The sequence below is a fragment of the Actinomadura sp. 21ATH genome (genome assembly GCF_041951345.1).
GTDB lineage: Bacteria > Actinomycetota > Actinomycetes > Streptosporangiales > Streptosporangiaceae > Spirillospora.
In genome coordinates, this window is sequence record NZ_JBGNUR010000020.1 from 49,037 (window position 1) to 61,618 (window position 12,582).

Consider the following 12,582-nt stretch of genomic DNA (forward strand, 5'->3'; position numbering starts at 1 on the left):
CGGGAATGCTGACCTTCGTCCGGAGACGGATCGTCTCCAGCGCGATCCCCCTGGTCGTGGTGATCCTGGGCGTGTTCTGCCTGTCCCGGCTCACCGGCGACCCGGCCAACCTCTACCTGCCGCTCAGCGCCACCGCCGAGATGCGCGCCGACTTCCTGGAGCGCAACGGCTTCGACCGGCCGCTGATCGAGCAGCTGCTCGACTACCTCGGCGGCGTGCTCACGCTCGACTTCGGCGAGTCGCTCCGTACCGGGCAGGACGCCGCCGGGATGGCGCTGCGCGCGTTCCCGGCGACGCTCCAGCTCGCCGGGGCGACGATGCTGCTGGCCATCATCGGCGCCGTGATCATCGGGAGCTGGGCCGCGTACCGGCCCAACTCGCTCGCCGACCGGCTCTCCGGCCTGCTGTCGATGACGGCGGCGAGCATGCCGGACTTCTGGTTCGCCATCATGGGCGTGCTGGTCTTCGCGGTCACCCTTGGCTGGCTGCCCACCTCCGGCGTCGTCGGCGGCCCCGAGGTGTGGGTGCTGCCGCTGCTCACCCTGCTGATCCGCCCGTTCGGGGTGCTGGTGCAGGTGGTGCGCGGCGCGATGGTGACGGCGCTGTCGGCCCCGTACGTGAAGGTGGCGCGCAGCAAGGGCGCGAGCGAGCCGCGGATCGTGTTCGGGCACGCGCTGCGCAACGCCGCGCCGCCCGTCCTCACCGTGGCCGGCGACCTGACCGTCGGGCTGGTGAACGGCGCCGTCGTGGTCGAGACGATCTTCGGCTGGCCGGGCATCGGCAAGCTGATGATCGACTCGATCCTGCAGCGGGACTTCGCCGTGCTCCAGGCGGCCGTCCTGGTCACCGCGGTGACGATCTTCGCCCTCAACATCCTCATCGACATGTGCCACGCCCTGCTGGACGCGCGGGTACGGGAGGCGGTGCCGGCATGACGAAGGGAACCTCCACGGCGACGGCGGCCGGGGAACGCGAGACCGGCGCCCCGGCCGGTGCGGTGCGGGCGCCGAAAGCGCCCGCCAAGGTCGGCTGGACGCGGCTCCTGCTGCGCGACAAGGTCGCCACGGCCGCCGCGGCCGTGCTGCTGCTGGTCGTGCTCGCCACCACCGCCGGCCGCTTCCTGCTCGGCGACCTGGACACCCGGCAGAACCTGCGGGCCACCAACACGCCGCCCTTCCGGCTCGACCACGGCTGGGAGTTCGTCCTCGGCAGCGACGCGCTCGGCCGCAGCGTGCTGGCCCGGCTCATCACCGCCGGCGGCACGACCCTGTCGGTCGCCGTCCCGGCCGTGCTGATCTCCCTGGTCATCGGCGGCGCCTGGGGCATGTGGGCCGGCTACCACCGCGGCTGGCGCGAGAGCGTGTCGATGCGGATCGCCGACATCATCCTCAGCTTCCCGTCGCTGCTGCTCGCGGTGGTCGTGCTGTTCATCTTCTCGCCCAGCGCCGCCAACATCGTCGCGGTGCTCGCCATCGCCCGCATCCCGGTCTACCTGCGGACGGCCCGCGCCGAGTCGGCCGAGCTGCGCGGCCGGCTGTTCGTGGACGCGGCCCGCACGTTCGGCACCCGCAGCGGGGCGGTGATCGTCCGGCATGTCGCGCCGGTGGTCGCGCCGACGCTGCTCACCGTGGCCACCGTCGACTTCTGCTTCGTGATGCTCGCCGAGTCGTCGCTGAGCTTCCTCGGCATCGGCATCCAGCCGCCCGACGTCAGCTGGGGCCTGATGGTCGCGCAGGGCCGCCAGTACCTGCAGACCGCCTGGTGGACGGCCGTGTTCCCGGGCGTGGCGATCGTCGTCACGACCGTGTCGGCGACCCTGCTCGCCGCCTGGTTCCGGCTGGCCACCGACCCGGCCCAGCGGTGGCGGCTGGCGCTGCCGCGTAAGCGCCGCGGCGGCCGCACCGCCGCCCTCCCGGAGGTGCACCAGTGAGCGAGAACGAGAAGGCGGCCGCGCTGGAGGTCGAGGACCTGTCGGTCGACCTGCGCACCCAGCACGGCACCGTGCGGGCCGTGGACGGGGTCGGCTTCACCGTCCGGTCCGGGCGGACGCTCGCCCTGCTCGGCGAGTCCGGCTGCGGCAAGAGCATGACCGCCCAGGCCGTCGCCGGGCTGCTCGACCCGGTGGCGAGCGTCGCGGGCGGCACGGTCCGGCTCGGCGGCGCCGACGTCCTCACGATGGACCGGGCCGCCCGGCGGAAGATCGCCGGACCCGGGCTGTCGATCGTCTTCCAGGACGCGCTGACCGCGCTCAACCCCGTCCAGACGGTCGGGGCGCAGCTCGGCGAGCCGTTCCGGATCCACCGCGGGATGTCCCGCAGGGCGGCGCTGGGCAAGGCCGCCGAGCTGATGGAACGGGTCGGCATCCCCGACCCGAAGGCCCGCCTGTCGGCCTACCCGCACCAGTTCTCCGGCGGCATGCGGCAGCGGCTGCTGATCGCGATGGCGGTCGCGCTGGACCCGGACGTGCTGCTGGCCGACGAGCCGACCACCGCGCTCGACGTGACCGTCCAGGCGCAGATCATGGAGCTGCTGGACGAGCTGCGCACCGAGCGGGACATGGCGGTCGTGCTCATCACCCACGACCTCGCGGTGGTCGCCGACCACGCCGACGACGTCACCGTCATGTACGCGGGCCGGGTGGTGGAGAGCGGCCCGGTCGCCGAGGTCTTCGCCGACCCCCGCCACCCGTACACCCGCGGGCTGCTCGCCTCCGTCCCGGCCCGCGTCGGGCGCGGCGAGGAGCTGCGCTCGATCGGCGGCGGGCCGCCGGAGCTGCACGCCATCCCGCCGGGCTGCGCGTTCCAGGCCCGCTGCCCGCTGGTCCAGGACGTGTGCCGGACCGAACGTCCCGCCCTGGCCGGCACCGCGCCCGGCCGCGCCGCCGCCTGCCACTTCGCGAAGGAGCCGGCCCGTGTCTAGCAACACAGCGCCTGAGAACGAGAACGTGCCGGTCATCGAGGCGCGGGGCGTGTCCAGGACGTTCCACGTCCCCAGGAACAAGGCCGGCCGGAACCGGCTGCGCGCCCTGGACGGCATCGACCTCACCCTCGGCCGCGGCGAGACGCTCGGCCTGGTCGGCGAGTCCGGCTGCGGCAAGTCCACGCTCGCCCGCGTCCTGCTGATGCTGGAGCGGCCGGACGCCGGGACGCTCCGCTTCGACGGCCGCGACCCGTTCACGCTCAAGGGCAAGGAGCTGCTGGCCTGGCGGCGCCGCGTGCAGATGGTGTTCCAGGACCCGTTCGCCTCGCTCAACCCGCGGATGACCGCCGCCGAGATCATCGCCGAGCCGTGGCGGACGCACCGCGACGTGCAGCCGACGAAGAAGGACCGGCGGGCGCGCGTCCGCGAGCTGCTCGACCTGGTCGGCCTGCGCGAGGGCGACGCCGGCCGCTACCCGCAGGAGTTCTCCGGCGGCCAGCGGCAGCGGATCGGCATCGCCCGCGCGCTGGCCCTGGAACCCGAGGTGATCGTCTGCGACGAGCCGGTGTCGGCGCTCGACCTGTCGGTGCAGGCGCAGGTCCTCAACCTGCTGGACGAGCTCCAGCGCGACCTCGGCGTGTCGTACGTGTTCATCTCGCACGACCTGTCGGTGGTCCGGCACGTCGCCGACCGGGTCGCGGTGATGTACCTCGGCCGGATCGTCGAGTCGGGGACGGCCGAGGAGGTCTTCGAGCACCCGCGCCACCCGTACACCGCCGCGCTCCTGTCGGCGGCGCCCGAGCTTGACCCGTCCGGGGAGCGCGAGCGCGGCGAGCGGATCCTGCTCAAGGGCGAGGTGCCCTCGCCGCTGGACCCGCCGTCCGGCTGCCGCTTCCGCACCCGCTGCTGGAAGGCGCGGGACATCTGCGCCGAAGAGGCCCCGAGGACCGAGCACGGAGCCGCCTGCCACTTCCCGCTGGAGACCGCCGTCGCCTAGCGCAGCACGTTGCGGAGCTCGCCGCCCGACGCCAGGGCGGCGAGGTTCGCGGCGATGTCGCGGGCGCGGTTCTCGAACGTCTCGCGCGTGTGCCCCGAGTTGTGCGGGGTCAGCACCACGTTCTCCAGCGTCCCGAACGGCATCGCCGCGCCGCCGCGCCCGGCCGACCCGGGCGCCGGCCACCACACGTCGATCCCGGCCCCGGCGATGCGGCCCTCGGCGAGCGCCTCGTACAGGGCGCGCTCGTCCACGACCGGGCCGCGCGCGACATTGATCAGGAACGCCGACGGCCTCATCCGGCGCAGCTCGGCCGTCCCGATCATGCCGCGGGTGCGCTCGTCCAGCGGTACGGTCACGACGACGACGTCGGAGGCCGCGAGCAGCTCGGGCAGCTCGGCGGGCGGCCGGACCCGGTCCAGCCGCAGGCCGTCCGGCGGCGGCGCGGCGGGATCGCGCCGCACGGCGTGGACGCGCATCCCGAACGCCGCCGCCAGACGGGCCACCTCGCGCCCCGTCTCGCCCAGCCCGAGCAGCCCCAGCGTGCGGCCCGCGAGCGTGTCCCCGAGGGGCAGCCCGGGGTCGGCGCTCACCGACTCCCAGACGCTCTCGCGGACGAGCCGGTCCCTGCGCGCCACCCGCCGGGACAGCATGAGCGCGACCATCAGCACGTGCTCGGCGATGGAGCGGCCGTGGTGGAACGTGTTGGCCACGCGGGTGCCGGGCGGGAGCGCGCCGATCGCGATGCGCTCGTACCCGGCGCCCGCGCAGTGCACCAGCTTCAGCCTCGTGCCCGCGCGGGCCATCGTCTCGGTCATCCGCGAGCACACCAGCACGTCGATGTACGGCAGCCGGCCGGTGATCTCCTCGTCCGTCCAGCCGGCGGCGAGCTCGACCCGCTGCCCGCTCCTCTCCAGGATCTCCGCGAAGCGGGCGATGATCGGGTCGGTGACCAGGACCCGCAGCGGGACGCTCACCAGCGCGGCTTCCGCAGCTCGTACGCCGGGTCCACCGACCGCATGTAGCCGGTGTCGTCCCGGTCGCGGACGCCGCACCGCACGTACTGCTCGTGCAGCGCGGCGAGGCGGTCGCGGTCCAGCCGCACGCCGAGGCCGGGCCCGGCCGGGACCGCGAGCGCGCCGTCCTCGAACGCCAGCGTCCCGGCCTCGATCACGTCCTCGTCCGCGCCCTTCCACGGCCAGTGGGTGTCGCAGGCGTAGGTGAGGCCGGGGGAGGCGGCGGCCAGGTGCGTCATGGCGGCCAGGCTGACGCCGAGATGCGAGTTGGAGTGCATCGACAGGCCCAGCCCGAACGTCTCGCAGAGGCCCGCCAGCAGCTTCGAGCGTCCGAGGCCGCCCCAGAAGTGGTGGTCGGACAGCACGACCCCGACCGCGTCCCGCCGCACCGCGGGCTCGACGTCGGCGAAGCTCACCACGCACATGTTGGTCGCCAGCGGCATCGGCACCCGCCGCGCCACCTCGGCCATCCCCTCGACGCCTTCGGTGGGGTCCTCCAGGTACTCCAGCACGCCGTCCAGCTCGCGGCCGACGCGGACGGCGGTCTCGACCGTCCAGGCGCCGTTCGGGTCGATGCGCAGCGGATGGCCGGGGAACGCCTCGCGCAGCGCCCGGATCGCCGCGATCTCCTCGTCCGGCGGGAACACCCCGCCCTTCAGCTTGATCGCGGAGAAGCCGTACCGGTCGATCATCCGCTTCGCCTGCGCGACGATGCCGTCCGGATCGAGCGCCGCGCCCCAGCCGTCGGGCTCGCCGCCGGGGTGCGCGTCCCACTTGTAGAACAGGTAGGCCGAGTAGTCGACGCGGTCCCGTACGGCGCCGCCGAGCAGCGCGCTGACCGGCAGCCCGGCCGCCTGCCCCTGGACGTCCAGGCAGGCCACCTCGAACGGGGACAGCACGGCGTCGGCGGTGCTGCTGTTGGTGACCATCCCGGCCATGCCGTGCCCGCCGGTGCCGGGGTCGCCGGCCAGGCTCGCCCGGACGCGGCGGGCCAGCTCGTTGACGTCCCAGACGTCCACTCCCGCGATCGCGCCGGCCGCGCGGCGCAGCCGGGCCAGGTGCGCGGTGTCGGCGTAGGTCTCGCCGAGCCCGGTCAGGCCCTCGTCGGTGCGGACCTCGACGATCGCCCGGATCGCGTACGGCTCGTGCACGCCGACGGTGTTGAGCAGGGGGAGGTCCCGGAACGCGACCGGGGTGATCGTGACATCGGCGATGCGCTGGCGGGCGGTCTGGGGCATGGGCACCTCACGTCACCGGAACGAGCTGAATGTCCGGCTACGCTAGCAGACGCAGTCTTTATATGTAGACGATGCCTTGGCCGGCCGGCGAGGTCAGAGCCAGCTGTCCTCCGTCAGCGGCGGGGCGCTCCGCTCGATCTGCGCGCGCGCCTCGCGCATGGCCTCGACGATCTCGCGCTCGCGGTCCGGCGTGAGCCGGGCCACCGGCACCGAGCAGCTGATGGCGTCGCGCGGCGGGTGCCCCTCCGCCGCGTACCGCAGCGCGAACCCGAAGCAGTGCAGGCCGAGGCTGTTCTCCTCCACGTCCACGGCGTGGCCGCGCTCGCGGGTGCGCTCCAGGTCGGCGTCCAGCGCGTCGCGGCCGGTGATCGTGTGCGGCGTCGAGGCGGCCAGCTCCGCGGGGACGTGCCGGTCCAGGTCCGCGCCGGTCCGCTCGGCGAGCAGCGCCTTGCCGAGCGCCGTGCAGTAGGCGGGCAGCCGCCGTCCGACCCGGCTGTACGGGCGCAGGTACTGGCCGGACTCCCGGGTCGCCAGGTAGACGACGTCGAAGCCGTCCAGCCGGCCGAAGTGGAAGGTCTCGTCGAGCTTCTCCCCCAGCCCGTCCAGCACCGGCTTGACGATGCGCAGGTGCGGGTCGGTGTCCAGGTAGCTGGTGCCGACCAGCAGCGCCCGGATGCCGATCCCGTACATCGTGCCGGACGCGTCGGTGCGCACCCACCCGTGCTTGGTCAGCGTGCGCAGCAGCGCGTACAGGCTGCTGCGCGGCACCCCGAGCGCCTCGGTCAGCTCGCGCAGCCGGGCCGGGCGGTTCTGCCGGGACGCGAGCAGCTCCAGCAGCTCGAGCGTCCGCGCCGCCGACTTGACCTCGCGGACCCCCGACGTCTTGTCGTCGGCTGCGTCGTCGGACGGTGCGGCCATGGCGGGCCTCCAGGGCGGGATCACGGGGCGGCGGAAGAAGTGTCGCGCCAGCCTAATAGATGGGGAGGCGCCGTCTACATTCGGAGAACCGGGCCCGTGCCCGTCCGGCGGGCGCGCCGCCGGACGGCCGCCCGGGACCTTCCTCAAGAACTCTTCAAACCCGTCCGTACGCGTTTAGCCCGGGCTGTGGGGGAACGGGGGATTCCAGGTCCCGGAGAACGCGCCGACCTCGGCCAACAGCATGGGAGGGGCTGAGTCACATGAGCACGGTACGGCCGCCGGAGAGCGGCAGGACGGAATCCGGCGGCACCGCCGGCGCGGAGGCCCGCGGGCACGGCGGCGCGTACGCGTACGACGCGTCCGTCCCGGCGCAGCCGCGGGGAAGCGAGCAGACCACCGGCCGCCGCGGGCACGACGAGGGCGTCGGCGAGCTGGTCTCCCGCGCCACGCAGCAGCTGTCCGACCTGGTACGGGCCGAGCTGCGGCTCGCGGTCGCGGAACTCAAGGACAAGGGGAAGCACGCCGGCACCGGGGCCGGGCTGTTCGGCGCCGCCGGGCTGGTCGCGCTGTTCGGCGCGGGGGCGCTGGTCGCGGCGGTGATCGCGGTGCTCGCGCTGGTCATGCCGGTGTGGGTGTCGGCGCTCATCGTCGGCGTGGTGCTGCTGGCGATCGCCGGGGTGCTGGCGCTGATGGGGCGCGGGCAGACCAAGCGCGCCGTGCCGCCGATGCCGCGGGACGCCATGGAGAGCGCCCGCCAGGACGTCACCGAGATCAAGGAGAGAGCACACCGATGACGAGCCAACCGCGACACGCGGCCGAGCCGGGGGCGGCCGCGCGTACGGCCCGCGAGACCGGCCCGGGCCATGAAGGGCACGAGGGCCACGGGGGCCACGAGGGTCAAGAGGGTCAAGAAGGTACGGAGGAGCTGCGCGAGGAGATCGAGCAGCACCGCCGCGAGCTGGGGGACACGGTGGAGGCGCTGGCCGCCAAGGCCGACGTCAAGGCCCGCGCCAAGGAGTCCGTCGGCCGGATGAAGGAGAACGTGACGTCCCGGACGAAGGGCATGGCGCAGCAGGCGCGCAGCCGTACCGAGTCGACGGCCCAGCAGGCCCGCGAGACCGCGCGGTCGCAGGACACGACCGACATGGCGCGGCGCGGCGCCGGCCCCGCGGCGGGGCTGGCGGGCGCGCTGCTGGTGTTCGTGGTGCTGCGGCGCCGCCGCCGGTCCCGCCGCCGCTCGGCGATGCTCCGCAGCGGCCGCCGTACCGGAACGCGCGCGATGCTGGCCGAGCGCAAGGGCATGGCCAAGGGCATGATGCGCGGACGCCGCCAGGGGATGCGCGGTGGCGCGGCCATGGCGGGCCCGGTGGGCATGGCGAAGGGCATGATGCGGGGCCGCCGCCAGGGCATGCGGAGCGGCATGGCCATGGGCCGGGCCAAGGGCATGATGCAGGGCCGCCGCCAGGGGACGCGCGGTGGCGCGGCCATGGCGGGTCCGATGGGCATGGCGAAGGGCATGATGCGCGGACGCCGCCAGGGTATGAAGAGCGGTGCCGGAATCGCCGGCCGCGTGGGCGCGGCCAAGGGAATGGCCGCGGCCAAGGGCAAGGACATGGGCAGGATGGCCAAGGCGAAGGCGGGGCGCCGATGAAGCTGCTGTTCAAGCTGGGATCGGTCCTGATCAGCGTGCTCGGCGCCCTGCTGGCGGGCATGATCTTCAAGCAGATCTGGCGGCTGGTGGCCGGGGAGGACGACGCCCCGGACGCCGACGACTTCGACCGCACGTGGCGGGAGGTCCTGGTCGCGGCCATGCTGCAGGGCGCGATCGTGGGCTTCGTCAAGGCGGCGACCCACCGGTACGCGGCGCGCAGCGTCCTCAAGGCGACCGGTACGTGGCCGGGTGACGACGACGGGTCCGAGCGCGGGCGCGCCCGCGGCCGGCGGAGAGTGACCGCCTGACCGGGAGAGGCTGGTGTCATGAGCAGGAGGTCGCGCGCGCCGCGCAGGCGGTTCGAGGGCCCCACCGACATGCCGGGGACCTCGTGGAAGGACGCGCTCAAGCGCACGGTCCGCGAGTTCCAGCGGGACGAGCTGACCGACCGGGCGGCGGCGCTGACCTACTACGCGGTGCTGTCGATCTTCCCGGCGCTGCTGGTGCTGGTCTCGATGGTCGGGCTGGCCGGCGCCGGCACCACCCAGTCGATGATCGACAACCTGGGCGGGCTGGCGCCGGGCGCGGTCCGCGACGTGCTCGTGAACGTGCTGAAGGAGCTGCAGGGCAGCGGCGGCGGAGCGGGCCTGATCGCGCTGTTCTCGCTCGCCGCGGCCGTGTGGTCGGCGTCCGGCTACGTCGGCGGCTTCATGCGCGCCTCGAACGCCATCTACGACGTCCCGGAGGGGCGCCCGATCTGGAAGACGCTGCCGCTGCGGGTGGCGGTCACCGTGGTCACGCTCGTCCTGCTCGCGCTGTCGGCGGTCGCCGTCGTGGTGTCGGGGCCGCTGGCGCAGAAGGCCGGCGACCTCCTCGGCCTCGGCTCGGCCGCCGTCACGGCGTGGGGCATCGCGAAGTGGCCGGTGCTGCTGCTGATCGCGGCCTTCCTCATCTCCCTGCTGTACTGGGCGTCGCCGAACGCCAAGCAGGGGTTCCGCTGGGTGACGCCGGGCGGCCTGCTGGCGATCCTGCTGTGGCTGGCCGCCTCGGCGCTGTTCGCCCTGTACGTGGCGAACTTCGCCTCGTACAACAAGACCTACGGCAGCCTCGCCGGTGTGATCATCTTCCTGGTGTGGCTGTGGATCACCAATATCGCGATCCTGCTCGGCGCCGAGCTGAACGCCGAGCTGGAGCGCGGCCGCGCCATCGCCGCCGGCATCCCGGAGAAGCGGGAGCCGTACGTGGAGCCGCGCGACACCCGCGCGTTCGACGACGACGAGCACGCCGCCGTGGATCCCGTACTGGAGGAGAACGAGCGGTCCCGCCACACGCCCGAGCAGTGAGCGGTAATTGCCTTGCGGCCGGAAAAGACCGGCTTCTACCGTGATTCGCGCAACGGCATGTAGCTCAACGGCTAGAGCACCGGGCTTCCTACCCGGAGGGTGCAGGGGCGGGACCTGCCATGCCGGCATGAAGCGCGGAGACGAGCGGTACGAGGCCCACGGCCCTCACGGGCAGCACGGCGCCACGATCGGCGCTCACTACCCGAACGGCCAGCTCACCCGCGCCTTCCGTACGGCGCTGTCGCACGCGGACCCGGCGACCCGGCGGCGCGCCGAGGCGCGGGCCGACGCCTGGGAGCGGGTCCTCCAGGGGATGTCCGACGGCACGCTGGAGATCGGCTCGCCGGTGCCCGTGCGCGGCCTGCCGTCCTGGGTGACGCTCGAAGTGGTGCGCGGCGGGTTCGCGACCGGCGCGGCCGCGTCGGGCGGGCCGCTGCTGCCGTACGAGATCGAGGCCGCCGGGCGGGCGGGCGTCCCCGCCGAGCGGCGCGCGCTGTTCTACCACCACCTCACCGACGCGGGCCTGGCGGAACTGGAGTCGCTGCTGGACAGCGGCCGCTACCAGGTCGCGGTGCCGGAGGAGGGCGCGCTGCTCACCGTCGCGTGGCTGCTGCGCGCCGGCGACTCCGCCGCGGCGCTGTCGCTGCTGGACCGGATCGAGCCGTTCGCCGACCGGCTGCGCTTCCTCCCGCGCCCGAGCGCGGCCGCGCCGGGCGACGCGGAGATCGTCCACCGGCGGACGGCGGGGCAGGTGCGGAGCGCGCTCGACGGCCGCGGCCCGAGCACGGCGGTCGCGACGATGAACGAGGCGCTGGCCGTCTGGAACCCGTTCGCCGACGAGCTGCTCACGCACTGGCTGCTGACCGCCGAGGACGGCCGCGTCGGCCGCCGGATCACCGACGGCTGGCTCGCCCGCGGCGAGTGGCTGCTCGCCCGGTACGAGCGGCTCGCCGCCGAGCACACGCTGTGCGCCAAGCACCGCCGGCCGAAGGAGAACCTCGCGATCCTGCGGACGGCCCTGGAGGAGACCGTCACCGGTTCCCGCCCGGCCCGTCCCGGGCTGCTCCAGCACGCGGTGGACTCCATGGTGCGGCGGCGCGGCGCGCCCGGTTCGCCGGAGCACGGCGCCCTCCGCGAGCACCAGGCCGGGATCGCGCGGCGGCCGACGCACGGCGGGTTCGCGCGGATCCTCGTCGAGCGGCTGGCGCCGCTCGTCCAGGAGGCCGGGATCCCCGGCCTGGAGCCGCTGCTGGCGCCCGTGACCGGCGACGAGGAGCGCCGTACGGGCGTGCCCGCGGGCAGTGAGGTCCCCGCGCCGCTCCGCGAGATCGTGGAGTCGGCGCTGGCCGCGCCCATCGGCACGCTGGTGGAGCGCGGCGTGGTGCCCTCGGCGGAGGTCATGGCCGAGCTCGTCCCGCAGCTGGTCGCCTGGACGACCGCGCAGGCGTACGCCGACGAGCCGCTGCGCACGCTCATGGCGGCGGTGTACCGCGCGTTCCGTGACCGGCGCTCGCTGCTGCTGCTCAACCTGGAGAGCCAGGTCAAGCTCACCGACCTCCCCTGGGTACGGGCCGTGCACGAGCACCGGCGGCCCGGCGGCGGCGCCCACGGCGGCGCCCGCGACGCCCTGGTCCGGCTCGGCGGGCTGGCCCTGCGCGGCTTCCCGGGGACGATCCTGCCGAACCCGCTCATCAGCGAGCTGGACGCGCTCGCCCGGAGCGCGCACGTCCCGGTGCCGCTGACCGAGGAGCTGGCGGCCGACATCTTCATGGGCGCGTTCTCCGGGAAGTTCGTGAACGCCGCGAAGCTGGCCGCCGACGTGCTCGAAGGCACGCTGTACGAGCGGTACTACGGCATCGACTACGCGGCCGTCCGCACCATCGGCGACACCCGGCGGAGCGGCCGGTTCGCCGCGCCCACATCGCGGTCGTTCGCCGGGATGTGCGCGGAGCGGGCGGGCGTGCCGCTGGGCTCGTACCGGCCGGCCGAGAACGGCATGGTGATCGAGCAGGCGCAGATCCTCACCTCGCACAACCTGGCGGCGCTCGTCCATCCGATCGGCGTCGACCCGGAGGGCGGGTGGGCGGAGCTCGCGCGCGGCGCGTTCGCGACGGTGTGCCGGCGGGTGGAGCGGGTCCACGGCAACCCGCGGCCGCTGGGCACGATCAAGGACGCGGCGTACGCGTGGCGGCAGGCGGTGTTCTTCCTCGCGCTGTGCGGCCCGCGCGACCAGATCGCCGCCGCCGCGTGGATGCAGGAGCAGGCCGACCGGCGGCCCGCGCACGCGGCGGCGCGGCTGGCGCCGGTGCTCGCCGGGCTCCGGCACGTCCTGCTCGACCGCGGCCCCGGCGGCGGGAGCCTGGACGGTGCCGCGGTGCCGGGGGCGCGCCGGTTCCTCGGCTGGCACGCGGGGCGGCACTGGATGCGCGATGCCGGGCCGTACGTGAATGCCGGATTGTGAGCTTTATTCGGGAAATTGGACCCCTCCGAGGCTAGGCTGAGC

The 12,582-nt window shown here is 74.3% G+C and carries 12 protein-coding genes and 1 tRNA gene; 10 read left to right on the top strand and 3 right to left on the bottom strand.

Translation table 11 applies throughout. The features are described from left to right. Positions 1 to 5 precede the first annotated feature (5 nt). The 4 genes from ACA361_RS36230 to ACA361_RS36245 are packed head-to-tail and all read left to right on the top strand — an operon-like array spanning position 6 to position 3,916. Positions 6 to 935, top strand: coding sequence for an ABC transporter permease (locus ACA361_RS36230; protein WP_375019620.1), 930 nt, complete (start codon positions 6 to 8; stop codon positions 933 to 935). Beyond that, positions 932 to 1,930 carry an ABC transporter permease gene (locus ACA361_RS36235; protein ID WP_375019621.1) on the top strand — a complete coding sequence of 333 codons (999 nt, stop codon included), beginning with the start codon at positions 932 to 934 and terminating at the stop codon, positions 1,928 to 1,930. Before ACA361_RS36230 ends, ACA361_RS36235 begins: the two co-directional genes overlap by 4 nt. Beyond that, entirely contained in the window at positions 1,927 to 2,919 is a 993-nt protein-coding gene (locus tag ACA361_RS36240; RefSeq protein WP_375019622.1) for an ABC transporter ATP-binding protein, read from the top strand. Before ACA361_RS36235 ends, ACA361_RS36240 begins: the two co-directional genes overlap by 4 nt. Then, positions 2,912 to 3,916 carry an ABC transporter ATP-binding protein gene (locus ACA361_RS36245; protein WP_375019623.1) on the top strand — a complete coding sequence of 335 codons (1,005 nt, stop codon included), beginning with the start codon at positions 2,912 to 2,914 and terminating at the stop codon, positions 3,914 to 3,916. Before ACA361_RS36240 ends, ACA361_RS36245 begins: the two co-directional genes overlap by 8 nt. On the opposite strand, the gene ACA361_RS36250 is transcribed toward ACA361_RS36245, so the two are convergent. From ACA361_RS36250 to ACA361_RS36260, 3 genes are all read right to left on the bottom strand, one after another. Beyond that, positions 3,913 to 4,890, bottom strand: coding sequence for a 2-hydroxyacid dehydrogenase (locus ACA361_RS36250; RefSeq protein ID WP_375019624.1), 978 nt, complete (start codon positions 4,888 to 4,890; stop codon positions 3,913 to 3,915). The two genes, ACA361_RS36245 and ACA361_RS36250, sit on opposite strands and share 4 nt — an antisense overlap. After that, positions 4,887 to 6,167, bottom strand: a complete 1,281-nt coding sequence (locus ACA361_RS36255) for a glucarate dehydratase family protein (RefSeq protein ID WP_375019625.1) — start codon at positions 6,165 to 6,167, stop codon at positions 4,887 to 4,889. The genes ACA361_RS36250 and ACA361_RS36255 overlap by 4 nt, the downstream gene beginning before the upstream one ends. 93 nt (positions 6,168 to 6,260) lie before the next feature. After that, positions 6,261 to 7,085: an IclR family transcriptional regulator gene (locus ACA361_RS36260; protein WP_375019626.1), complete on the bottom strand. Its 825-nt coding sequence runs from the start codon at positions 7,083 to 7,085 to the stop codon at positions 6,261 to 6,263. Positions 7,086 to 7,345: 260 nt separating this feature from the next. On the opposite strand from ACA361_RS36260, the gene ACA361_RS36265 reads away from it, so the two are divergent. The 6 genes from ACA361_RS36265 to ACA361_RS36290 all read left to right on the top strand — a co-directional run bounded on the left by ACA361_RS36265 (position 7,346) and on the right by ACA361_RS36290 (position 12,540). Further along, entirely contained in the window at positions 7,346 to 7,879 is a 534-nt protein-coding gene (locus tag ACA361_RS36265; protein WP_375019627.1) for a phage holin family protein, read from the top strand. Then, a complete protein-coding gene (locus ACA361_RS36270; protein WP_375019628.1) occupies positions 7,876 to 8,736 on the top strand; it encodes a DUF3618 domain-containing protein in 861 nt (286 codons plus the stop codon). The genes ACA361_RS36265 and ACA361_RS36270 overlap by 4 nt, the downstream gene beginning before the upstream one ends. Next, complete coding sequence (locus tag ACA361_RS36275; protein WP_375019629.1) at positions 8,733 to 9,044, top strand: DUF4235 domain-containing protein; 312 nt, start codon at positions 8,733 to 8,735, stop codon at positions 9,042 to 9,044. The genes ACA361_RS36270 and ACA361_RS36275 overlap by 4 nt, the downstream gene beginning before the upstream one ends. Before the next feature lie 18 nt (positions 9,045 to 9,062). Beyond that, positions 9,063 to 10,079, top strand: coding sequence for a YihY/virulence factor BrkB family protein (locus ACA361_RS36280; protein ID WP_375019630.1), 1,017 nt, complete (start codon positions 9,063 to 9,065; stop codon positions 10,077 to 10,079). Positions 10,080 to 10,132: 53 nt separating this feature from the next. Next, positions 10,133 to 10,205 (top strand) — tRNA-Gly (locus ACA361_RS36285). Between the two features lies 1 nt (position 10,206). Continuing rightward, complete coding sequence (locus ACA361_RS36290) at positions 10,207 to 12,540, top strand: transcriptional regulator (RefSeq protein ID WP_375019631.1); 2,334 nt, start codon at positions 10,207 to 10,209, stop codon at positions 12,538 to 12,540. Positions 12,541 to 12,582 lie beyond the last annotated feature (42 nt).

Coding starts and splice junctions, on each gene's coding strand:
- ACA361_RS36230 (WP_375019620.1), top strand. CDS start 6: ATGCTGACCTTCGTCCGGAGACGGATCGTCTCCAGCGCGATCCCCCTG.
- ACA361_RS36235 (WP_375019621.1), top strand. CDS start 932: ATGACGAAGGGAACCTCCACGGCGACGGCGGCCGGGGAACGCGAGACC.
- ACA361_RS36255 (WP_375019625.1), bottom strand. CDS start 6,167: ATGCCCCAGACCGCCCGCCAGCGCATCGCCGATGTCACGATCACCCCG.
- ACA361_RS36260 (WP_375019626.1), bottom strand. CDS start 7,085: ATGGCCGCACCGTCCGACGACGCAGCCGACGACAAGACGTCGGGGGTC.
- ACA361_RS36265 (WP_375019627.1), top strand. CDS start 7,346: ATGAGCACGGTACGGCCGCCGGAGAGCGGCAGGACGGAATCCGGCGGC.
- ACA361_RS36270 (WP_375019628.1), top strand. CDS start 7,876: ATGACGAGCCAACCGCGACACGCGGCCGAGCCGGGGGCGGCCGCGCGT.
- ACA361_RS36275 (WP_375019629.1), top strand. CDS start 8,733: ATGAAGCTGCTGTTCAAGCTGGGATCGGTCCTGATCAGCGTGCTCGGC.
- ACA361_RS36280 (WP_375019630.1), top strand. CDS start 9,063: ATGAGCAGGAGGTCGCGCGCGCCGCGCAGGCGGTTCGAGGGCCCCACC.
- ACA361_RS36290 (WP_375019631.1), top strand. CDS start 10,207: ATGAAGCGCGGAGACGAGCGGTACGAGGCCCACGGCCCTCACGGGCAG.